A 21392-nucleotide genomic window follows, 5' to 3' on the forward strand; every position below is an offset into this window, starting at 1 on the left:
CGCCTTCTAAACCTCTGTAACGGGGAATTTTTGGCTTTTTGGTGATATTGAACCGACTCCCGGCGAAATTTGACTCCCGGTTCGCTAATTTCGACTGCCGGAATCGGGTCGGACGAGAACGATATTCAAACTGACTTCCGGAGCAGCACCGTACTCTTGTCGTCGGAACACCAATCGATACTCGACGATGCAAGCAGCCATCTATCGCGGCCCGAGCGACATCCGAATCGAAGAAACGTCCGACCCCGCTATCGAGAAATCGACGGACGCAATCGTCCGCATCACCCACACCGCCATCTGTGGGTCGGACCTCTGGTTCTACCGCGGACACCGCGACTACGAGGAGGGCGCTCCCGTCGGGCACGAACCGATGGGAATCGTCGAGGAGGTCGGCGACGACGTCCGTTCGGTCGAACCCGGCGACCGCGTGTTCGCGCCGTTCTCGATTAGCTGTGGGGAGTGTGAGTTCTGTCGGAAAGGGCTCCACACGTCGTGTGCCAACGGTGACGGCTGGGGCGGTGACAACGGCGGCGCACAGGGTGAGAAAGTCCGTGCAACTCACGCCGACGGGACGCTCGTTCTTGTTCCCGACGAGTACGCCGACGACGAAACCGTCCTCGAATCCCTCCTGCCGTTGACGGACGTAATGGGAACGGGACACCACGCCGCCGTCAGCGCAGGTGTCGAAGCGGGGGAGACCGCGGTCGTCGTCGGCGACGGCGCGGTCGGACTCTGTGGCGTCCTCGCCGCGAGACGCCTCGGGGCCGAGCGAATCATCGCGATGGGCCACCACGAGGACCGCCTCGAAATCGCCGAGGAGTTCGGCGCGACCGATGTCGTCTCCGCTCGCGGCGAGGAGGCGGTCGAGGAGGCGCGCGAACTCACCTACGGCGGTGCGAACCACGTCCTCGAATGCGTCGGCGCGGAATCCTCCATGGAAACGGCCGCCGAGGTCGCCCGCCCCGGCGGGACCATCGGCTACGTCGGCGTCCCGCAGGGCGTCGAGACGACCGGCTTTCTCGGAACGATGTTCGGAAAGAACGTCTCGCTCAAGGGCGGCGTCGCGCCGGTTCGGAACTACGCCGACGAACTCATGGCCGACGTGTTACAGGGAACCCTCGATCCATCGCCGATCTTCACGAAGACCGTCGATCTCGACGGCGTTCCCGAGGGCTATCGAGCGATGGACGAGCGCGACGCGGTGAAGGTCATGGTGCGACTCGACGAGTGACCGGTCACGACACGAACCGAGAGAAACGATCCATCCCCAACGGACTGCGATTCGTCTCATCAACGATACCACCCGACAAAAACTGTCCGTCGAATCTCAGGCGTTTTCGACTTGCTGGAGCACGTCGGGCGCGCTCTCCAACGCTTCGTCGAGTTTGTCGGCGTCGGGGCCGCCGCCCTGCGCGAAGTCGGCCGGGCCGCCGCCGCCACCGCCGACGAGGGAGGCGAGTTCACCGACGACTTCTCCGGCCTTCACCGAGGCGCCGTCCGGAACCGCGACGACGAACTGCGCACCGTCAGCACCGCTGCCGATGACCGCGATTTTACCGTCCTCGACCATCGCGTTGGCGGTGGCACGGAGTTCGTCCATGTCCGAGTCGATACGCTGGATGACGGCGGTCGTGCCACCGACCTCTATTTCCTCGCCGCCGCCCGCACCGCTGGCGCGGGCCTCGGCGAGTTGCTCTTTCAGGTCTTCTATCTGCTTGCCGCGACCCTTCCACTCCTCGAAGAAGCGCTCGGCGGTGTCGGGCACCTCGGACGGCGAAACCGCGAGCGTGTCGGCGGCCGTTCGGAGGTAGTCCTCGGTCTCCTGTGTCGCCTCGATGGCGGCGTCACCGGCGGCGAACGTGAGTCGCTCGACCCCGTCCTGCACGCGCTCCGTGTTCAGGAGTTTGATAGCGCCGACGTCGCCGGTTCGGCGGACGTGCGTCCCACCGCAGGCCTGCACGTCCTCGGCGACGTGGATGAGGCGGATGTTCGTTCCGCCGGGAATCCCACCCTGATAGAGGTCGAACCCGAACTCCTCCTCGGCCTCGTGCCGGTTGGGCCACTCCTGCTGGACCGTCGTGTTCTCCATGACGATCTCGTTGGCGAGCAGTTCGATGTGTTTGGCCGTCTCGCGATCGATGCGCTCGTAGTGGCGCACGTCGATGCGCGAACTGTCGGTTCCCTTCTGGGCACCGGCCTGTCGGATGTGGTCGCCGAGTATCTGGCGGGCCGCGTGGACGACGATGTGGGTCGCCGTGTGATGACGCATCAGTCTACGGCGGCGCTGGGCGTCGATCTTTCCGCGGACGATGGCTCCCTTATCGACGGCTTCGTCGGTCCGATGGAGGACGACGCCGTTCTCGACCTGCGTGTCCGACACCTGAACCGTCTTCTCCTCGGTCGAAAGCGTGCCGTGGTCGCCCGGTTGTCCTCCACCTTCGGGGTAAAACATCGTCTGGTCGAGGACGACGTCGTAGCCCTCCTCGCGGTCGAACACGTCGAGGACGACGGCTTCGAAGTCGGTTCGGTACTGGTCCTCGTAGTAGAGGCGCTCGGTCTTCGGCAAGTCGGTGAAGCGGTCGTCTTCGGACTCTTCTTCCTCGAAGGCTTCCCCGCTGTCGTGTCGTTCGGCGACGAGGCTGTAGAAGTCGTCCGGAATCGCCACCGACGCGCCGAACTCGTCGGCAATCTCCTCGACCATGTCGGGTTGCAACCCGTGGGAATCGTACAACTCGACGAGCGTCTCGGCCGGGATCGGCTTGCCTTCCTCGGCATGTCGCTTGGCGATGCGGCGAACGCGACGGCCACCCTGTTCGAGGGTCTCGCGGTACTTTTCGACTTCCGTCCGGACGATGTCACGGATGGTGTCGCGGTTCTGGTAGCCCAGGCGCTCGGCCTGCATGTCCACGAGTTCGTCCAGCGGTGCGTCCACGCCCGCGGTGTCACAGAGACGCTTGGTTCGCCGGAGTACCATCCGGGCGAGGTAGCCGGTCGCGACGTTGCTCGGGACGATGCCATCGCCGAACATGTAGGCGAGCGTTCGGCAGTGGTCGGCGATCGCGTAGATGGCTTCGAGCGGTTCCAGTAGCTCGACGAGTTCGGTCGTCGAGACGCCGATTTTGTCCGCGATGTTGTCGCGGGCGGCTTCCATGTCCTCGGCTTCGTCGATGTCCATGTGCCCCGCGAGCTTCGAGGCGCGGTGAACGAGTTCCTCCTCCTCGTCGGTGTGTTCGATTCCCGCGTTCTCCTTGAGGAAATCGATCATGTCGGGGTAGACGGCTTCGTACACCGTCGGCGTTCCCTGTGAAACCCACGTCCAGCGTTCGAGCCCGTACCCGGTGTCCACGATGTACGTGTCCATCGGGCTGTAACGGTTGCCGTCCTTCATCTCGTACTCGCCCTCCGGGTCCTGCTCCATCGACATGAAGACGAGCGTGGCGAGTTCGACGCCCCGGTAGATGACTTCGATAGCGGGTCCGGCGTTGCCGCCGCCGACCCACGGGTCCTCGATGTAGATGACTTCATCGAGGTTCGCACCCATCGACTCGAAGAACTCGTCGCAGTACTCGACCGTCTGGTCCTTCCAGTACACCTCTCCCTCGTACGCGTACTGCTCGGGGTCGTCGATGTCCTCCCGGGCGTTGAACGCGTGGTGGGCCATCATCTCGAAGGCCATCGTGTGTCGCCCCGTCTTCCCGACGTTGTCGATGTCCTGCATCCGGATGCAGGGTTGACTGATGGTCAGCGGGTTGGCCGGTGGTGGCGTCTCTCCGGAGGTGACCAGCGGTTGGAAGTCTGCGATAGAAGCGATAGTGAGTAGCATGTCGTCCCGCCAGCGGTTCGCCGCCACTGGGTACGGGTCGATCCGTTGGTGGTCGTTGTCTTCGAAGAAGGACAGGAACGCTTCCCGCATTTCCGCCAGCGAGTACGTCTCGTCGAAACTCGGGTTGTCGATGAATCCGTACTCCTCACACGGTGGTTCTCCGCACGTCTCTCGGTCGTGGTCACGCGTCCAGAAATGCGCTCCACATTCGGAGCATTCCTTTCGCACAAAGCCGTTTTCCTCGAAATAATCGAGGCGATACTCCTCCTCAAGTTGGCTCATTGTTGGTAGTTCTTCACCCACCGGGGCGTAAAACAGTTCCGCAACCGTGTGAGACCCCAGATACGACCGTCATCGTCCGTTCTGGCCCGAGCGGTCCTCATCGAAAAGGGGTATCTGTCAGGCGTGATCGAACAGGTCGAACAATCCTCGGAGGGCGGCAATACCTGAATCGTCGCCGTCGAGGACGTACGAGTCGAACCGTCGAATCGAGTAGCGGTAGGCGGCCGGAGGTGCGACGACACCGAGCACTGCCGCAATCGCTCCGGCGACGAGACGAACCCTTCCGGGTGAAACCTTCAGCGCGTAGCCGAGAACTCCGGTGAGGAAGTGAACCATCGAGGCGACGGAGGCGGCGGTGGAGGGCGTGATAGCGACGACGGCACCGCCGTACCCGATCATCAGCACGGCCGAATACGTGACGAAGGCCGTCTTGCTCGGGACGACCGCCCGGCGGCTTTTCGTGACGTTGACCTCGCCGAACCGGGGGAACGTCGAGCCGATTCCGATCGCGACGGCGATTCCCGCCAGTCCGAGCAGCACGCTCACCCCCGTCAACAGAATCCAGCGCGTCGGTTCGAGCGGACTCAGAAACCCGGTGAGCGCCGTGGCGACGACGATGATCGGGAGTCCCACGATGCTCGCCGCGATCATGTGTCCCTTGACGAACTGTTTGCCCTCGACGGTCGAGATGAGCGTCACCGGCAACATGGCTCCCTCGTCACCGAGCGGGTTGAGCGTCGCGCCGCCGAGTGCCCATGCCCCGTAGAAGGAGACGAGGACGGGAAGGGACCCCGTGACGTGGCCCGCCTGCACGGCGTCCTGAATCGGCCCGGTGAGGAAGAAGATCGGATAAATCACGTAGAGGAGTCGAAGCGGGGCGCGTTTCGTCCGCCGCCACACGTTTTCGACCACGGAGCGCGTCGGTCTCGACGCGATTCCGGTGAGGAAATCGGCGTTCGTTTCGTCGGCGTCGTACTGTTTGTTCTCGGGTTGGACTCGGTCGCCGTACCAGAGCCGCGTCGCCAACTGAACGTCGATGGCGGATAGGATCGGAACCCCGACGACCACGAGGGCAACCGCGCCACCGACCCGTGCCAACGAGGGGGACGCTCCCGGGATGCCGAGCACGAGGAAGTCGCCGAGCCACGCCGTCGGCGCGTTCTGGAGTATCAGACCGAGCGATGTCATGATGTCGCCGAACGCGTTCGTTACGATGGCTCCCATATAGAGAACGAAGACGACGACCGCGATGATCGATTTGTACTGTGCGAGGACCTCCGAGCGCGCGAGTGCGAGCTTGAGCAGGAGACCGACGATGTGGCCGCTGAGCAGTGCCAGAAGTGTCAACCCGAGCAGCGCGAGAACGATGGTGATGAGCGGAAGCGGCGTCCCGAGCGACGCGCTGAGTGCGCCGCTGATCGCCAGAATGGGAATCGCACCGACGGTGACGAACCGCATGAGTTCCCCGCCGAGGAGACCACCGACCACGTCGCGGGCGGGAACCGTCGTCAGCATGCCCGCCTCGTTGTCGATACGTCCGGTTTTCCCGATGGAGCGCGAGGCAACCATCACCGAGAGACCGACCCACGCGACGGCGAATGCACCGCGTGCGCCCATCAGTATCGGTGCCGATGTCGTTCGGAGCTCACCACCCAGTTTGTACGCGAGATACGCGCCGAGAACGGTCGCGCCAGCGGGCAGGAGGAGGAAAACCCCGAACGCGAGCATCTGCACGGGATTTTTGGCGATGGCGCGGATGCTCCGTCGATACTCCATTCGGGCGATACTGGCGCTCCGGCGGGGCGTCGGCCAGTTCATTGTTCCACCGACGCCGCGGCGGGGTGTTCGCTCGTCACGTCGAGGAACACGTCTTCGAGCGTCTGTTCCTCCTCGGCCCGGTGGGTGAGTCGCTCGGGGGAGTCCTCGGCGACGAGCGACCCGTCGTACAGCACGCCGACCGTATCGGCGAGTTCCTCCACGACCGGAAGGATGTGCGTCGAGAGGAAGACGGTCATCCCGTCGTGGGTGAGTTCCGAAATAAGCTCGCGCACCGTCCGTGCCGCACGCGGGTCGAGGCCCGACGTTGGCTCGTCGAGGAAGACGACGTCGGGTTCGTGGAGGACGGTCTGGATCAGCGCCGTCTTCTGTTTCATCCCCTTCGAGTACGTCCCGACGCGTTCGTTCGCGTCGTCGAGGAGGTCGAACCGGTCGAGGAGTCGCTCGATTCGGTCGTCGGCGTCCACGCCGCGGAGACCGGCGATATACTGCAACTGCTCGTAGGCGGTGAGTTCGTCGTACAGCGGCGGCTCCTCGGGCATGTAACCGATGTGCGAAACGACGGCATCCCGATCCGTGATGGGTTCACCGGCCACGCGGGCAGTGCCGCTCGTCGGCGGCGTCAGCGTCGTCAACATTCGCATGGTCGTCGTCTTCCCCGCGCCGTTCGGCCCGAGGAATCCGTAGACGGATTCGGACGGAACGGTCAGTTCGAGGTTCGAGACGACCGTCGTATCGTCGAACCGCTTCGTCAACCCGTCCGTTTCGATGGCGGGTATCATCGTGTCGCCTCCGACCGCACGCGTTCGTCATCGATGTGGAGAGCAACGACAGCGGTGGGGACTGCGCGAACCATATCGGCTCCGTTGTACCGAGAGGTAAAAAACCCGATTGAAATGGTTGTTCACATTCCCAACCCTTTCTGATATGTATTTTCAGTTCAGCGACAGTGACGCCAGCATCGCTTCGAGTTGTACGCGCTCGTTCGCACCTTCGGTGATGCGGAAGTCGGCCTCGCCGACGCGTTCGAGGACGCGAACCGCGTCCTCGTCGTCCAACTCGAAGTCCCAAATCGAGCGGTGGAGTTGGTCGATGATATCCCCGCCCGCCATGCCGCGCTCGGTCAGCAGTTCGTCCAAGATGGAGCGTGCGCGGGTGAAATCCCCGTCGATGGCGTGCCGTACCATCTCCTTGATGTCCTCGGGGCGGGCCGTGCTGGTGATGACGAAGACGCTCTCCTCGTCCACCTGTTCGCCCATGACCGCGGCGGCTTGGAGGGCGTTGATGGCTTTGCGCATGTCGCCGTCCGCCGCGTAGACGAGGGCGTCGATGCCGTCCTCGGTGGTTTCGATTCCCTCCTCGTCGGCGATGTACCGGATTCGATCGGCGACCGCCTCGTCCGCAATCGGCCCGAACCGAAACACCGCACACCGCGACTGAATGGGGTCGATGATCTTCGAGGAGTAGTTACACGACATGATGAACCGCGTTCGCTTCGAGAACTGCTCCATCGTCCGGCGGAGGGCGGCCTGTGCGTCGCTGGTCAGGGAGTCGGCTTCGTCGAGGAAGATGATTTGGAAGTCCACCGCACCGGGGTCGTGACGGGCGAAGTTCTTGATCTGGTCACGCACGACGTCGATACCGCGCTCGTCGGAGGCGTTCAGTTCGAGGAAGTGGCTCTGCCAGCTATCGCCGTACAACTCCTTGGCGATAGCGACGGCACAGGTCGTCTTGCCGATTCCCGCCTGTCCCGAAAAAAGCAGGTTGGGCAAGTCGTTTTGCTCGATGTAGCTCGTCAGTCGAGCGGTGATGTCGTCGTGACCAGCCACCTCGTCGAGGGTCTGTGGTCGGTACTTCTCGACCCAGATGGTGCCGCGTCCGGGGACGCTTTCCGCGTCGGCCTCGCTCATGGTCCAGCAAAGGAACCTATCGTTCTTAAAGGCCCCGAGAATCTACGCTGGCGGTTCGGAATTCCGGTGGGTGACGGCCGTCGGTTAGGCCGCCGATTCCGGCGTGAAAATCCACGATTCTCGTGGATAACGACTCAATTACTATTCTCCCGGAAATCGACACCTTGGGCCATGTGCGCACTCGTAACTCGTCGTAGACTCGTTCCGATCATCGTCCTCGTGCTCCTTCTCGCCATCGCACCGGCGACGGCGGCGGCGGAGCAGACGCGAACCGGTGGAACCGTCGTCGTCGGACAGGGCCAAACCGTCAGCGGTGGCCTCTCCGCAACCGCCGGGACCGTCGTGATTCGCGGCACCGTCGACGGTAATCTCGAAGCGTTTTCGGGTAACGTCCTCGTCGCCCAAACCGGAACGGTCAACGGCGACGTGTCGGCGTTCGCCGGAAACGTCCGTATCGAGGGCACCGTCAACGGAAACGTGGACGCCCAGACCGGCAACCTCGTCGTCGCGAAAAGCGCGACGGTCGGACAATCACTCGACGGAGCCTCGGGTTACACCCTGATTGCGGGAACGGTCAACGGCGACGCTCAAGTCGCGGGCGATACGCTCACGCTCGCCAACTCGGCGAACGTCGGCGGCAACCTCGTGTACGACGTGAACAAATTCAACCGGCAAAGCGGCGCGACCGTCGGCGGAACCGTCCGGCAGGACGAGTCGTTGACCGACGGCGGTCCCTCGCCGATACCGAAAATCCCCGGTTGGGTCGGCGCGGTGTACGGCTTCTTCGTGAATCTCCTGCTCGGAATCGTGCTGCTGGCGCTGTTCCCGACGTTCTCCGATAGCGTCGCGGACAACGGCCGAACCAACCCGTTGTTCTCCATCGGGGTCGGCATCCTCTTTCTCGTCCTCGTCCCCATCGTCCTTCTCGTCTTCGCCATCACCGTAATCGGGATTCCCATCTCGATTCTCGGTGCCATCGTCTTCGCCATCTTCCTCTGGATCGCGTCCGTCTACGGGTCGCTCACACTCGGTGTCTGGTTGCTCTCGCTCGCCGACTCGGGTGGACACTGGCTTGGATTGATTCTCGGTCTGTTCGTGGTCGCAATCCTCTCCCGAATCCCGGTCGTCGGTGGAATCTTCACCTTCGTCGTCCTGCTGTTGGGTCTCGGGGCGCTGGCCGCCGCCCTCTGGTCGCGCTATCGCGGACGGCGGAACACACCGGAGTACATGGAAGCCCCCACAGGCGGTGACGAGGAGACGCCCGCAGACTAACTTTTAGAGCGTCCTACTGATTCTCAACACTCTCCATCGACTTCCCGCTCGAACCTGTCGATGAACGTCTCCACGAACGCCCGTCGTTCGTCGGCCACGCGTCGACCGGCGTCGGTGTACATCCGCGACGGAAGTCGGAGAATCTTCCTGTGGAAGTGGTTCATCGACGTCGCACCCGCCCGCGTTTCGTCGTCGTCGAGCGGCAGGTCGGGGTCGTGTATGGGTTCGCCGTGTTCCCCGCCGTAACAGAAGTTTCGCGCGATACCGACGGCACCGAGCGCGTTGAGGTTGTCCGCGTCGGACAGCAGTTTCGCCTCCAGCGTCTCGGGTTCCACGTCGTTCGAGAATCGGTGGGCGCGGATGCAGTGCTGAACGGCACGGATTTCGTGCTCCGTCGCCCCGAACTCCGCGAGAATCCCTTCGGCCTCCTCGGCACCCCACTCGGCGTGGTCCTCGATTTCGCCGCGGTCCTCGCGCCCCCGGCCGATGTCGTGCAACCAGACCGCCGAGAAGAGGATTCGCTCGTCCGGGTCGTCCTCCGCGGCGAGCGTTTCGGCGAGATTGGCGACCCGTTGAACGTGATGCTAGTCGTGTGCGGGGGCGACGTTCTCGAAGTAGGTTTTCGCACGGGGTTGGACCGCCTCGGGAAGGGTTTCCGTCATGGTTCGTCTCCCCTGTCGATGGTTGTGACGATGCCATGAAACCCTTGTTTTCGATTCACTCGGACGGGATTACATCGCGTCTTCGAGGGCCGCCCGAAGTGGGGTGGCGTCCCACTGCTCGTCGTAGCGTTCCCCGTTGATGAAGAACGTCGGCGTTCCGATCACGCCGCTTTGAGCACCCGAAATGATATCTTCGTGAACTCGGTCGCGGTACGCGTGTCGTTCGAGGTCGTCGTCGAACCGAGCGAGATCGAGGTCGAGGGTTGCGGCGGCATCCTGCAATTCTGTTTCCCCTATCTCATCCGGTACCTCGAAGAGCAGGTCGTGCATCTCCCAAAACTTCCCCTGTGTCGCCGCCGCTTCCGCCGCTTCCGCTGCCTCCTCCGCGTGCGGATGCAACTGTGAAAGCGGGAAATGCCGAAAGACGAACCGCACTTGATCGTCCATCGTCCGTCTCAGTTCTTTCACCGCCTGCTGTGCACCTTCACAGTACGAGCACTCGTAATCACCGTATTCGACGAGTGTGACGGGTGCACCGTCGACTCCATCGATGTGGTCGTTCCGATTAACCGGTACAGCAAGCTGTGAGACACGTGATTGGCTCATGGTTCCCCGTCTACCCTACCGCTAGCATCGGTCATAGACCTATCTCACGGACGAGAATACGGTCACTGAAAATCGCGATCCGGAGGTTATCTCGCGAACAACTGCCGAGCGTCGTCCACCGCTTCGACCAGTTTATCGACCTCTTCGCGGGTGTTGTAGATGTAGAAAGATGCCCGCGCGGAGGCGGCGACGCCGAGTTTGTCGTGAAGCGGTTGGGTGCAGTGGTCTCCGGCGCGGATGGCGACAGCGTGGTCGTTGAGGATGCTGGAGAGGTCGTGGGCGTGAACGCCGTCCACGTTGAACGAGACGAGACCGCCGCGGTCGTCGCCCGGCGGGCCGTAAATCTCCACGTCGCCCTCCTCGGTCAGGCGGTCGTAGGCGTATTCGGCGAGTCCCTCCTCGTGGCGCTGGATGCGCTCCATGCCGATGTCGTCGAGGTAGTCCGCGGCGGCGGCCATGGCGATTCCCTGCGCGATGTTCGGCGTTCCTGCCTCGAACTTCCACGGCAGGTCCTCCCACGTCGAATCCTCGTAGGTGACTTTCCGGATCATCTCGCCGCCGTAGAGGTACGGTTCCATCTCCTCCAGGATGTGCTCCTTGCCGTACAGGCCGCCGATGCCGGTCGGCCCCGCCATCTTGTGGCCGGAGAAGGCGTAGAAGTCGGCGTCGATGGCCTCGACGTCCACGGGGCGGTTCGGGACGGCCTGTGCGCCGTCGACGAAGATGAGGGCGTCGTGGTCGTGTGCGATGTCCGCGAGTTCGCCGACGGGGTTCGCCGTTCCGAGCGTGTTCGAGACGTGGACGACACTGAGCATCTTCGTGTCGTCGGTGATGAGTTCCGCGGCGGCGTCCATGTCGAGATATCCCTGCTCGTTCACGGGGATGTACTTCACGTCCGCGCCGGTCTTCTTGGCGAGTTGCTGCCACGTCACGAGCGACGCGTGGTGTTCCATCTCGGTGAGGACGACTTCGTCGCCCGGGCCGAGTTCGTTCAGTCCCCACGCGTAGGCGACGAGGTTCTCGGATTCGGTCGTGTTCTTCGTGAACACCATCTCCTCGCGCCCGCTCGCGCCGATGAACTCGGCCATGCGGTCGTGAGCCTCCTCGTAGGCGATGGAGGCCTCCTGGCTCAACTGGTGGATGCCGCGGTGGACGTTCGCGTTGTAGTTTCGGTAGTAGTCGCTGATGGTATCGACGACTTGGTCGGGCGTTTGGGTCGTCGCCGCGTTGTCGAGATACACCACCTGCTTGCCGTTGAACTCCCGCTGAAGGATCGGGAAGTCCTCCCGGATGCGTTCGACATCCAGCGTGTCGGACTGCTGTGATTCCATTAGGTATTGATTGGAGTTCGAGTGGGAACACTTCTTCGGTCTCCCCAAGCCCCACCGCTATCTGATTCGGCCTTCCGGCTGGCAACGTACGTTAAGACCCTTCAGTTCATAGGTCCGCTATGGTTTCGAAACGACGCTTGGTCGGCAATCTACTCTTTCTCGCCCTCCTGTTCGTCGGCCTCTTTCACACGTTTCTGACAGTGGCATTCCACGCTGGCTACCTACCGGTCGCCATCGGAACGGTCGTCGCTTCCCTCCTCTGTCTCATCGCGGTGAACGTTCCGGCGTATCTCGATTAGTCGATTGGTCGAATAGAAGTAACAGCCCGGTTTTCCGCGCTTACATCCGCAGGAACTGCGCGTGTCGAGTGGAGTCGAATTCGAGGACGTTTGTCTCGTCCACGAACCCGGCGTCCACCGCGAGCGCCACGGCGTCGGTGCCGACGATGTTGGCCACGTTGGCCCGCGTGAGGCTGCTTACGACTTCGTCCTCGTCGGCCTCGTCGCCGCCGTAGAACTCCTCGCTGACGGTGAACGAGAGGTCGCCGTTTTCGAACGTCTCGCCCAACACGTCGTCGTCACAGACCGCGACCAGCAGCCCTTCGCCCGTGTCGCGCTCCTTGAGTATCATTCCTGGATCAACTCTTCCTCGGCCTCCCGTCGCATCTCCTCGGCTTCCTCGGCGAGCTTTTCGGCTTCCTCGTCCTCGCCCAACTCCTCTAGCGCACGGGCCTTCTCCTCGATGACCTGCGCGTTCCGGAAGCCGAGGCGGATCGCGTTGTCGAAGCAGTTCACCGAATCTTCGAGTAGCCCGCGTTCGAGCAGGAAGAACCCGCGGTTGAACCACGCTTGCGGGAACCGCTGGTCGATCTCGACCGCCCGCTCGGAGTGTTCGAGCGCCTGCTCCGTTCGGCCGGATTCCCAGAGCGCGTACGCGAGGTTCGTCTCCGCCGTCGCGGCGTGTTCGCTGTCGTCGTCGATGTGCAGCGCTTCGCGGTACGCGCCGATGGCCTCGTCCCACTCCTCCAGTTCTGCGTGGGCAACGCCTTTGTTCGCCCAGGCTTCCTGTGCGTCGAGGGAGTCCTCGTCGGCGAACCGCGCCGCCCGCTCGAACGTCTCGGTCGCCTGCTCGAAGCGGTTGATCTGCATGTAGCTCAGCCCGACCTCCATGAGGTCGGAAACCGAAACCCTGTCCCGCGGAATCGCCTGCTGGTCGAGGAGGTCGGTCACGACTCGGGAGTCCACCGGGTCCACCTCGTCCGGATTCACTTCGAGTTCCGGCGGGTCCAAGTCGAACTCATCGTACGGGTCGTCGAAGCCTTGTCCCTCGGAGAATTTGTGACTTCGCTCGTCGGTCATTACATCCCGCTTGGTGCGGCGCACTGTTAAGGACTGCGCCACGAGGACGGCGAGAATCGAGATTCTGGGTGGTGGTCACTGAAGGGCATTCCAATCAAAATCAACCACGTCGCTTTCAGTCGTCCAATCGCGCCAACACGGCTTCCGGATCGTAGCGCAGCGACAGCGACCGCGACCGCCCGCGGCCATCGACGTTGGTGTAGGTTGCGTCGATGATGCCGAGTTGGTCGAGTTTGTTGATGATCTCCGAGTAGCGGGTGTAGCCCAAGTCGGTCTGGTCGTGGAACACGTCGTACACCTCACCCGCCTGCTCGCCGTCGTGTTCGGCGATGACGCGGACGAGGGTGACCTCGTGGTCGCTCAGGGCGTGCAGGCTGTGCGAGAGGTGGACGAACTTGGACTTCTCGTAAGCGTCCTCCACGTCCTGCGAACTCACGGTTCGACTGGCGCGCATCTCGGCGTTCAGCCCCGCCCGCCGGAGCAGATCGATGCCGACGCGCAGGTCGCCGCTCTCGGACGTGAGTTCCGCGACGCGCTCCAGCACGTCGGGGCCGATGACGCCGTCGTGGAACCCGCGCTTGACGCGCTCGCCGAGGATGTCGATTATCTCCTGGCGGTCGTACACCGGGAAGTACACGTCCTCGGGCCTGAAGACGCTCTGCACGCGGGTGTCCAGTTCCTCGATGACGTCGAGGTTGAGGTCGGAGGAGATGACGAGAACACCGATCTTCGCCCCGCTGTGGGCCTCGTGAGCGCGGAGAAGCGAATACAGCGTGTCCGACGCTTCTCCCTCGTAGAACAGGTAGTTCACGTCGTCCAGCGCGACGACCAGCACCTCGTCCTCTTCCACCAGTTTGTCCGTGATCTGGCGGAACAGCTTCTTGAACGAAATGCCGCTGGACGGCGGTTCGTAGTCGAAGATACCCTCGAAGATGCGCGAGAAAATCGCATAGCGCGTCGAATCGACCTGACAGTTGACGCGAACCGTCCGTACGTCCGTCTGGGCCGATAGCTCGTCGAACAGTTTCTGGACGGACGTCGTCTTGCCAGTCCCCGGCGGCCCGCGCGCCATCACGTTGAGTGGGCGCGACCCGCGAACTGCTGGCCGAAGCGCGTATTGGAGGCCCTGTGTCTGGGATTCCCGATGTTTGAACGTCTCGGGCACGTAGTCGATTTCGAAGACGTGCTCCTCGCGGAACACCGACTCGTCCCACGACAACATCCCCTCCTCGGGGTCGTCTGCCATCACTTTCACCACGCTTCCGTAGCTACTTAATCCTTCGCCAGCGACAAAAGAGGTCGAACACAGGCGTTTGAGCTATCAGATCTGCTCTATTGCACCTTGGACGTCATTTCTGTCCATCGACATACCGTGCTTTTCCTGGGCGTGTTCCTGCACCATATCGATGATTTCTTGCTCATCGTTCGCCCGTACCATAAAGTCACAATCCTGTTGCGTACATTCGAATTCTTGTGCCATGATGAATCTCCCCCCGTTTCGGGGCACAAACGGGAACGGTATGCTGATAGGTAACCGTTCTGGCTGTCGAAACGAGGAGAAGCGGTCAATCACGCTCGCTCACAGGACCCGTAACACGAGGCCAGCAGTGGATAGCACCGCCCCCAGAACGGCACAGTAAGTCAGTGGGCTTTTCGCGGCGGGTCCCCCCGCCTCGTCCGGCCGAAGCGTACCGTAAATGCCACCGACTATGATTCCGAGGGCGGCGACGCCGGTCACGAGCGATACGACGGTGAGGGTTCCCGGAAGCGATTCGGCGACCCACCGTATCGAGACACTGATTCCGTACACCGTAAGAGCGACCCAAAAAACCCGCGACGAGGACATATTCATCTAATTATCCAGCCAACCGAAAGTACGTTCCGGAGGGTCACATCCCGTAGTTGGCAACGACCTCTAGTCGAACTTCTCCAACAGGCGCTCGTAAAAGCCGTTTTCGCCCCCGTCAGCCAGTTTCTCGACGATCAGTTCGGGTGTCGAACGAGCGAGGTGGTCCTTGACCGGCGAGCGCTCCACCACGAGTTCTCCATCGACCAACCCCTTCGCTTCGATTCCATCGACCGCGACGGCGTAGTTCGCCACGGCCCGAATCTCGTCGGCGAGATGGGAGACGAACACGCCGGTCACGTCGCGCTCGCCGAGTTCCTCCAGAATTCCAGCGATGATCTTCGCGCTCGCGCCGGGTTCCGTGATGCTTTCGAGTTCGTCCACCAGCACGAGTCTGCCCGTCTCCCCGTCGGCGAGGGCGGCGAATTGTCGGAGCGTGCTCTCGAACGCGCCAGCGTCCAAGGTGCCCTGCGTCTTCCCGTGATAGTGCAGCTCCTCGAACCGCCGTAGTCGAACCGACTCGGCGGGAACCGGCAGGCCCATGTGGGCGAGGATGACGACGAGCGCCACCAGATCCAGCGTCGATGTCTTCCCGCCGCTGTTGACGCCCGAGAGCAGTGCCACGCTTGACACACCGTAATCCACGGGTTCCACGTCCTCGAACGCCACGTCGAGGAGCGGCGAGCGCCCGCCGACGATGTCGAAGCCGTCGCCGTCGAATTCCGGCATCGTGCAGTCGAAGTCGCGGGCGAACCGCGCGACGGCCAACTCCACGTCCAGTTCGAGCGTGGCGCGAACCAGTTCTCTCGCCGCCTCCCGTTCGTCCGCGAGTTCACGCGCGAGTTCGCGCTTGTGCCGCGCCGCGCGTCGTGATTTCTCGGCGGTCAGTTGCTCCCGAAGCCGGGAAATCACGCCCTCGTCGTGCTCGACGGGAAACGTCGGGTCGTCCGAGAACGCCTGTCGCGCGAGTTCGGTTTCGCCCGCGTCCAGCGCCAACGTCTCGACCAGTTGTTCACGGGCGGCGTCGACCGCGTCGTCGTACTCGTCGGTCAGTTCGCGCGAGAGGAGCGAATCCACCCCAGCGCCGCGTTCGACCAGCGAGAGTAGGTCGGAGCCCTCGATGGTCACGTCCCGCTCCCGAATCGCCTCGCGGAGTCGGTCGTTGGCGACGTTCTCGGCCATCGAGACGGCGGCGTCCAGATCCGAAATCGCGTCGGTCAACCGGGAGAGTTCCTCGTCGCCCGTCACGCCGCCGTCCGCGGTGACGCGGGCCAACGCGGATTCGAGTCCGTCGATGTCGAGCGGTGCATCCAATCCCGCGACGCGATGGACCTCGGCGGCCGCGAGTAACGTCTCCCGATTCTCGGCGAAGAAGGCCAGCGGTCGTTCGGGAACGAGTTCCGCCGGGGTGTCCAACGCGTCGGGTTCGACGCGAACGTCGCCGTCGATGGCGACGCCCGTGAACGCCTCGTCCAGCGCGACGACGGTCGAATAGCCGCGTGCGAGTTCCGCCAGTTCCCGCGTGTCCTCCACGACCTCTATCGGCAGTTCCGGGACCGCCTCGCGCGCTTCCGCGTAGCGTTCGGCATCCGTCGTCGCCAGACAGCGGTCGTTGACTCGAACCCCTCGCGGACTCGACAGCGGTTCGACGCCCGCCAACGCGTCGCGTACGTCCGCCGTCGGCGTGCGGTCCATCGCACGGCGGGTGAACTCGTGGACTTCCTCGATTCGTGACGCCGTCGAACTCGGGTACAGCGTTTCGAGGCGCTTCTCGGCGTACGTCGTGACGGCGCGCGCTTGCACCAAGGAAAGCACGTCGCGGTACAGTTCGCGCGCCCTGTCGGTTGCGAGAAAGCCGCCCTCGTCGTCGTGTCGAATCCTGATGGCACCGCGCGCGATGGCGGCGGCGCGTCCTTCCGTGATGCCCGGCGCTCGCGCGAGCGTGGCGACGTCGCCGGTCTCCAGCGCTCGCTCGGCGTTATCCAGTTCCGCGAGCGCGTCGGCCGTCTTCGCACCGACGCCGGGTACCGCCTCGAACTCCATTCGCTCCGTGATATTGCGGCATACATAAAAAACGTTCCCGACGCGTACCGATCGACGGTCGTCCGTTCCCGAGAGCAGTCGGATCGGTGGAATTCGATGTACTGTCCCCCTCCAAGTGTTTTTGCCGGTCCACAACAATCACGAGGTATGCCGACCCTCTCGGAGAAACTGACAGCCGCGAAAGCCGACCTCGCGGACCGTGACGGCGTCCTCGTCGCGTTCAGCGGCGGCGTCGATTCGAGCGTCGTCGCCGCCATCGCACACGACGCGCTGGGCGACGACGCCGTCGCCTGTACCGCGAAGAGCGAAACATTGCCGGAAGCCGAACTCGCGGATGCAAAGCGAGTCGCCGATGAGATCGGCATCCGCCACGAAATCGCCGAGTTCAGCGAGTTGGACGACCCGAACTTCGTCGAGAACGACGACGAGCGATGTTATCACTGCCGGACGATGCGCCTCGGTTCGATGTTCGAGGCGGCGGCGAAACTCGACATCGGGGTCGTCTGCGACGGGACGAACGCGGACGACGTGAGCGCGGGTCACCGCCCCGGCCTCCGCGCCGTCGAGGAACTCGACGCCTACTCGCCGCTCCTCCAGCACGACATCTCGAAATCGGAGGTGCGCGAAATCGCCGAGCGGTACGACCTCTCGGTCGCCGACAAACCCGCGATGGCGTGTCTCTCCTCCCGAATTCCGACCGGATTGGAAGTGACCGAGGAGCGACTTTCGCGCATCGAGCGCGCCGAAACCCTCCTTCGCCAGTGGGGATTCACCCAGTTTCGCGTCCGCGACCACGACGGACTCGCCCGGATCGAACTCGGCGAGGCGGAACTGTCGCGGGCGCTGGACGAGGAGTTCGTTCGCGCCGCCCGCGACCACTTCGCGGACCTCGGTTTCGACCACGTCACGCTCGACCTACACGGTTATCGGACTGGAAGTGTGAGCCCGGAGGGCGATGTTCACTCGGCGACTGGCGAGTGAACATCGAAGAGCGAACGATGTCCGAGGAAACGAATCTGACACACGCGAACCGCTGATCGAGGACGAATTCAGTGCAGACTCGGGGACTGACAGTCGATAGAAAGCAGCGTCGGGCGTTCGCACCCAAAGGGTGGCAGTTTGCTGGCACGCGAACTGCGGTCTGTAGCTGCTGGCACGCGAGCTAAGGGCAGGTACGAACGCTACCACTACATTGAGGACTGATCCCCTTAGTTATATACCGATTACAGCTATCGAAAGCTCTCATTGTGTATCTCCACGGAAATGTGTGTGTGCCAAAAACTGTGTCAAACGGTCACCTGCCCGTCCATTTTAGGAGGAGCAGAGTTCCCTCGAACAGCCCGACCATCGTAATCGCGACGAGGAACGGGGCCATTCCCGTCGGGTCGGGACTGAAGAGGAAGGCGAACCCGGCGAACGCACCCCAGAAGTACAGGCGTTTGCTGGCCATCCACTGGCGTGTCGTCAGTCCCATCATGATGGCGAGCATGATGAGGAGCGGAATCTGGAAAACGATGGCCAACACGCCCATCATCATCAGGATGAGGTTGAACGTTTTCGTCAACCCGAAGGCGATGCCGACGTCCGCGCTCGACGTGTACGAGAGGAAGTATTTGAAGATGGCCGGCAGGATGAGGAAGTCGGCGAAACAGAGCCCGACGAACGCGAGGACGAGGCTGGTCGGGACTGCGGCGAGGTAGTAGCGTCGCTCGTTCGGGTAGAGTCCGGGGCGCATGAAGAGGTACGTCTCGTACACCATGACGGGGAGCGCCACGACGAGGCCGCCGAGGCTGGCGACTTTGAGCTTCGTCATCACGAGCGCCAGCGGGGCGTAGATTCGTGGTCGGGTGTCCTTCGCGACCGGCAGGATCTGATACCAGAGGAAGTTGATGATGTGGTCCGCGGTCGGGAGGATGAGAAGGGTGACGACCGCCGCGATGACGATGACAACGGCGAGCCGTTTTATCATCTCCTCGACGTGGTCGGCCAGCGGCATCTCCTCGTCCTCCATCGGCTGACTCGGCCGCTCGACTGCTTGCTCCGGGTCCTCTGGCTCGTACAGGTCTTCATCCGGCGGCGCCGGCGTTTCTTCCGACGCCGGGACCTTGGATAGATTACTACCTGCCGTCGCATCCGATTCTTCGCCCATTCACCCGAGGATAAGCAGCCGTATTATTATAGGCTTTCTTCATCTCGCGAGACGGGAAGATTGATAACTGACACGGGGCTACCATCCCCAAGCAATGTCTACCTCGGGGAACAGTCTCATCGGCGAGGATACGGCGAGAACGGTTGCTTCAGGCCGTGAAACCATTGGCGGCCTACTGAGAACGGCGCAGAAGGAACTCCAGAAGGTTTTCATCGTCTTCGTTATCGGGTTCATCGGGACGTTCTATAGCATGTCGTGGGTGGTGTGGCCGTTCCTGCGCGACGTGACGACCTCGGGGATGTCACAGAAGGTCATGAATCACGTCACGATCGTCGCCGTGACGCCGTTCGACGTGATCCTCTTGCAGGCGAAAATCGCCATGTTCGCCGGTGTCGTTCTCTCCATTCCCGCCTTGCTCTATCTCGCTCGTGATTCTATTCGGGAAAACGATTGGTATCCCGAAACGTCCATCTCCTACTGGAAAATCGTTCCGCTGGTCCTGCTCGGCGTTTTGTTGTTCGTCGGGGGTATCGCTTACGGGTACTCCGTCTACCTCCCGATAATGTTCAATTTCCTCGCGAAGAACGCCGTGAACGCCGGTTTGGAGCCGAAGTACGGTATCGTGCAGTGGACCGAATTCGTCCTCATCATCTCCCTTTCGTTCGGTCTCGCGGCGGAACTCCCGCTCATCATGAGTTCGCTGAGCTACTCGGGTATCGTGCGCTACGAGACGTTCCGCGACAAGTGGCGGTACGCCGTCCTCATCATCTTCGTCTTCGGTGCCGTGGCCTCACCGCCCGACCCGTTCACGCAGGTGATGTGGGCGGTTCCGCTTTGTCTCCTCTACGGGTTCAGCCTCTACCTGTCGAAGTTCCTCGTCACTATCAAACGGGGAAGCAACGAGGTGAGTCCGAGAACGGCGATTCGGGACAAGTGGAACTACATCGCCGGAATCACGCTCGTCGCGGCGGCGGCGACGTACCTGTTCATCACGCAGAACGGCATCGGCTTCGTGAACGAACAACTCCTTTCGGGACTTCCGGCGAAGTACCGTCCAGCGCCGTTCCCGCCGATACAACAAGCCATCGGCGTCCCGCGCGAAACGGCCGTCGTCCTGACCGCCGTCGCGGTTGCGCTCGTCGCGCTGATTATCGCTACGCTCTACTTCCTGTTCACCTCCCTCGAAGAGAGCGCGGCAATCGGTCAATCCACGGGCCTCGACCTGTACGAACTCGACGCGGCGGGTGTCCGTGCCGCTCCGCCGGAACTGTTCGCCGAGATGGGCGAGGGCGAGTCGGTCGAGTACGCCCGCGCCGCGATGGATGCCGACCAACCCGAGAAGGCACAGGCCATCCTCGACCGCTACGACGCGGCACAGGAAGCGAAGGAGGCCGATGCGGCGGTTCAGACGGGTGAGAGCGATCCTGACGCGCCCGAGGGGGAAGCACCGCTCGCCGAGGACGTGGCACAACAGAGTACCGAGCAGGAGGGGAACGTCTTCCAGCGTACCACGGCGGGAATGGCGAGCGCGTTCACCGACGACGAGACGACCGAGGACGACATCGGCGGCTACTACTACGACTTCGCGTTCATCGCCCAGAGCCTCATGTCGAAGATGTTCCGCATCGTCATCGTGTTCATGCTCGTGCTCGCGGGCGTCTTTGTCTACCTCTATCAGGGTGGTATCGGGACCATCAACAAGGACTTCACCAGTCGCGTCCCGGAAGCCGTGACGGCCGCCGCCGGTAACGGACAACTGCTCAACGTCGTGACTCTGCATCCGGTCGAGGCGCTCATCTTCGAAGTGAAGATCAGCACGCTGCTGGCAGTCGTGTCCGTGCTCCCGATGGTGCTGTACTACGGATGGCCCGCGATGAAGGAGCGAAAACTCGTCCGCGGGAACCGCAACGTGTTCTTCGCGTGGGGTGGTGCGCTCTTCGCCGGTCTCCTCGTCGGCAGCTACATCGGCTACACCATCGTCGCGCCGGAGATTATCTCGTGGTTGGTCATGGACGCCCACCGCGCGGACATGGTCATCTACTACCGAGTGAAGGCGTTCTTCTGGTTGGTCTTCCTCACCACGGTCGGTATCGGCCTCCTCGCCGACATCCCCGTGACGATGTTCATGTTCCACTGGGGCGGCATCCTCAACTTCGAGACGATGTTCGAACACTGGCGTCCGGCCATCATCGGTATCTTCGTCATCGCCGCGTTGGTGACCCCGGACAGCCTGTACACGCTGTTCCTCATCGCGATTCCTCTCTCGGTCGCCTACCTCATCGGTCTCGGCGGTCTCTGGGTTGGGACGCTCGGCGGTCGGCGCGCCTGACGGTG

At 62.7% G+C, this 21392-nt stretch carries 18 protein-coding genes and 1 pseudogene; 5 read left to right on the top strand and 14 right to left on the bottom strand.

The genetic code is table 11. From position 1 onward, the window contains the following. Window positions 1-187: 187 nt before the first annotated feature. Window positions 188-1231 (top strand): zinc-dependent alcohol dehydrogenase family protein, encoded by a 1044-nt coding sequence (locus NKF25_RS01755; RefSeq protein WP_253225021.1) that lies wholly within the window; start codon window positions 188-190, stop codon window positions 1229-1231. A gap of 96 nt (window positions 1232-1327) precedes the next feature. Here NKF25_RS01755 and alaS read toward each other — a convergent pair whose 3' ends face one another. From alaS to NKF25_RS01775, 4 genes are all read right to left on the bottom strand, one after another. Then, the gene (gene alaS / locus NKF25_RS01760; protein WP_253225022.1) at window positions 1328-4105 is read right to left on the bottom strand and encodes an alanine--tRNA ligase; all 2778 of its coding nucleotides are present in this window, start codon (window positions 4103-4105) and stop codon (window positions 1328-1330) included. 117 nt (window positions 4106-4222) lie between these two features. Continuing rightward, a complete protein-coding gene (locus NKF25_RS01765) occupies window positions 4223-5923 on the bottom strand; it encodes a hypothetical protein (RefSeq protein WP_253225023.1) in 1701 nt (566 codons plus the stop codon). Then, a complete protein-coding gene (locus tag NKF25_RS01770; protein WP_253225024.1) occupies window positions 5920-6663 on the bottom strand; it encodes an ABC transporter ATP-binding protein in 744 nt (247 codons plus the stop codon). Before NKF25_RS01770 ends, NKF25_RS01765 begins: the two co-directional genes overlap by 4 nt. Window positions 6664-6816: 153 nt before the next feature. After that, window positions 6817-7791, bottom strand: a complete 975-nt coding sequence (locus NKF25_RS01775; protein WP_253225025.1) for a replication factor C small subunit — start codon at window positions 7789-7791, stop codon at window positions 6817-6819. Window positions 7792-7962: 171 nt separating this feature from the next. Between NKF25_RS01775 and NKF25_RS01780 the strand changes: the two genes are divergently transcribed. Further along, entirely contained in the window at window positions 7963-9063 is a 1101-nt protein-coding gene (locus tag NKF25_RS01780; protein WP_253225026.1) for a polymer-forming cytoskeletal protein, read from the top strand. Window positions 9064-9086: 23 nt separating this feature from the next. Here NKF25_RS01780 and NKF25_RS01785 read toward each other — a convergent pair. The 3 genes and pseudogenes from NKF25_RS01785 to NKF25_RS01795 form a co-directional block, all read right to left on the bottom strand. Further along, a pseudogene (locus tag NKF25_RS01785) lies at window positions 9087-9635 on the bottom strand (HD domain-containing protein); the annotation flags it as partial. Window positions 9636-9794: 159 nt separating this feature from the next. Next, window positions 9795-10331, bottom strand: a complete 537-nt coding sequence (locus tag NKF25_RS01790) for a DsbA family protein (RefSeq protein WP_253225027.1) — start codon at window positions 10329-10331, stop codon at window positions 9795-9797. Window positions 10332-10417: 86 nt separating this feature from the next. Next, window positions 10418-11662 carry a cysteine desulfurase gene (locus NKF25_RS01795; RefSeq protein ID WP_253225028.1) on the bottom strand — a complete coding sequence of 415 codons (1245 nt, stop codon included), beginning with the start codon at window positions 11660-11662 and terminating at the stop codon, window positions 10418-10420. A 119-nt stretch (window positions 11663-11781) separates the two neighbouring features. Between NKF25_RS01795 and NKF25_RS01800 the strand changes: the two genes are divergently transcribed. Continuing rightward, on the top strand, window positions 11782-11961 hold the full coding sequence (locus tag NKF25_RS01800; RefSeq protein ID WP_253225029.1) for a hypothetical protein: 180 nt from the start codon (window positions 11782-11784) through the stop codon (window positions 11959-11961). A 40-nt stretch (window positions 11962-12001) separates the two neighbouring features. Here NKF25_RS01800 and NKF25_RS01805 read toward each other — a convergent pair whose 3' ends face one another. From NKF25_RS01805 to NKF25_RS01830, 6 genes are all read right to left on the bottom strand, one after another. After that, window positions 12002-12292: a DUF424 family protein gene (locus NKF25_RS01805; RefSeq protein ID WP_253225030.1), complete on the bottom strand. Its 291-nt coding sequence runs from the start codon at window positions 12290-12292 to the stop codon at window positions 12002-12004. Further along, window positions 12289-13020 carry a tetratricopeptide repeat protein gene (locus NKF25_RS01810; protein WP_253225031.1) on the bottom strand — a complete coding sequence of 244 codons (732 nt, stop codon included), beginning with the start codon at window positions 13018-13020 and terminating at the stop codon, window positions 12289-12291. The genes NKF25_RS01805 and NKF25_RS01810 overlap by 4 nt, the downstream gene beginning before the upstream one ends. 115 nt (window positions 13021-13135) lie before the next feature. Further along, window positions 13136-14266, bottom strand: a complete 1131-nt coding sequence (locus tag NKF25_RS01815; RefSeq protein WP_253225032.1) for an ORC1-type DNA replication protein — start codon at window positions 14264-14266, stop codon at window positions 13136-13138. A 75-nt stretch (window positions 14267-14341) separates the two neighbouring features. Then, window positions 14342-14500, bottom strand: coding sequence for a DUF1059 domain-containing protein (locus NKF25_RS01820; protein WP_082837713.1), 159 nt, complete (start codon window positions 14498-14500; stop codon window positions 14342-14344). Window positions 14501-14599: 99 nt separating this feature from the next. Continuing rightward, entirely contained in the window at window positions 14600-14866 is a 267-nt protein-coding gene (locus NKF25_RS01825; RefSeq protein ID WP_253225033.1) for a hypothetical protein, read from the bottom strand. A gap of 69 nt (window positions 14867-14935) precedes the next feature. After that, window positions 14936-16909, bottom strand: coding sequence for an endonuclease MutS2 (locus NKF25_RS01830; protein WP_253225034.1), 1974 nt, complete (start codon window positions 16907-16909; stop codon window positions 14936-14938). A 147-nt stretch (window positions 16910-17056) separates the two neighbouring features. Between NKF25_RS01830 and larE the strand changes: the two genes are divergently transcribed. Continuing rightward, window positions 17057-17890: an ATP-dependent sacrificial sulfur transferase LarE gene (gene larE, locus NKF25_RS01835; RefSeq protein ID WP_253225035.1), complete on the top strand. Its 834-nt coding sequence runs from the start codon at window positions 17057-17059 to the stop codon at window positions 17888-17890. A gap of 313 nt (window positions 17891-18203) precedes the next feature. Here larE and NKF25_RS01840 read toward each other — a convergent pair whose 3' ends face one another. Further along, on the bottom strand, window positions 18204-19058 hold the full coding sequence (locus NKF25_RS01840) for a twin-arginine translocase subunit TatC (protein WP_253225036.1): 855 nt from the start codon (window positions 19056-19058) through the stop codon (window positions 18204-18206). Window positions 19059-19152: 94 nt separating this feature from the next. Here NKF25_RS01840 and NKF25_RS01845 point away from each other — a divergent pair, with 94 nt between their 5' ends. After that, complete coding sequence (locus NKF25_RS01845) at window positions 19153-21387, top strand: twin-arginine translocase subunit TatC (protein WP_253225037.1); 2235 nt, start codon at window positions 19153-19155, stop codon at window positions 21385-21387. Window positions 21388-21392: the final 5 nt, after the last annotated feature.

It is taken from the genome of Haladaptatus sp. AB643 (assembly GCF_024136975.1).
Classification (GTDB): Archaea; Halobacteriota; Halobacteria; order Halobacteriales; family Haladaptataceae; genus Haladaptatus.

Excerpts from the sequence above, each read along its gene's own strand:
- NKF25_RS01765 (WP_253225023.1), bottom strand. The coding sequence starts at position 5,923 with ATGAACTGGCCGACGCCCCGCCGGAGCGCCAGTATCGCCCGAATGGAG.
- NKF25_RS01755 (WP_253225021.1), top strand. The coding sequence starts at position 188 with ATGCAAGCAGCCATCTATCGCGGCCCGAGCGACATCCGAATCGAAGAA.
- NKF25_RS01845 (WP_253225037.1), top strand. The coding sequence starts at position 19,153 with ATGTCTACCTCGGGGAACAGTCTCATCGGCGAGGATACGGCGAGAACG.
- NKF25_RS01815 (WP_253225032.1), bottom strand. The coding sequence starts at position 14,266 with ATGGCAGACGACCCCGAGGAGGGGATGTTGTCGTGGGACGAGTCGGTG.
- NKF25_RS01795 (WP_253225028.1), bottom strand. The coding sequence starts at position 11,662 with ATGGAATCACAGCAGTCCGACACGCTGGATGTCGAACGCATCCGGGAG.
- NKF25_RS01830 (WP_253225034.1), bottom strand. The coding sequence starts at position 16,909 with ATGGAGTTCGAGGCGGTACCCGGCGTCGGTGCGAAGACGGCCGACGCG.
- NKF25_RS01825 (WP_253225033.1), bottom strand. The coding sequence starts at position 14,866 with ATGTCCTCGTCGCGGGTTTTTTGGGTCGCTCTTACGGTGTACGGAATC.
- NKF25_RS01810 (WP_253225031.1), bottom strand. The coding sequence starts at position 13,020 with ATGACCGACGAGCGAAGTCACAAATTCTCCGAGGGACAAGGCTTCGAC.
- NKF25_RS01770 (WP_253225024.1), bottom strand. The coding sequence starts at position 6,663 with ATGATACCCGCCATCGAAACGGACGGGTTGACGAAGCGGTTCGACGAT.
- NKF25_RS01775 (WP_253225025.1), bottom strand. The coding sequence starts at position 7,791 with ATGAGCGAGGCCGACGCGGAAAGCGTCCCCGGACGCGGCACCATCTGG.
- NKF25_RS01780 (WP_253225026.1), top strand. The coding sequence starts at position 7,963 with ATGTGCGCACTCGTAACTCGTCGTAGACTCGTTCCGATCATCGTCCTC.
- NKF25_RS01820 (WP_082837713.1), bottom strand. The coding sequence starts at position 14,500 with ATGGCACAAGAATTCGAATGTACGCAACAGGATTGTGACTTTATGGTA.
- larE (WP_253225035.1), top strand. The coding sequence starts at position 17,057 with ATGCCGACCCTCTCGGAGAAACTGACAGCCGCGAAAGCCGACCTCGCG.
- alaS (WP_253225022.1), bottom strand. The coding sequence starts at position 4,105 with ATGAGCCAACTTGAGGAGGAGTATCGCCTCGATTATTTCGAGGAAAAC.
- NKF25_RS01805 (WP_253225030.1), bottom strand. The coding sequence starts at position 12,292 with ATGATACTCAAGGAGCGCGACACGGGCGAAGGGCTGCTGGTCGCGGTC.
- NKF25_RS01840 (WP_253225036.1), bottom strand. The coding sequence starts at position 19,058 with ATGGGCGAAGAATCGGATGCGACGGCAGGTAGTAATCTATCCAAGGTC.
- NKF25_RS01800 (WP_253225029.1), top strand. The coding sequence starts at position 11,782 with ATGGTTTCGAAACGACGCTTGGTCGGCAATCTACTCTTTCTCGCCCTC.
- NKF25_RS01790 (WP_253225027.1), bottom strand. The coding sequence starts at position 10,331 with ATGAGCCAATCACGTGTCTCACAGCTTGCTGTACCGGTTAATCGGAAC.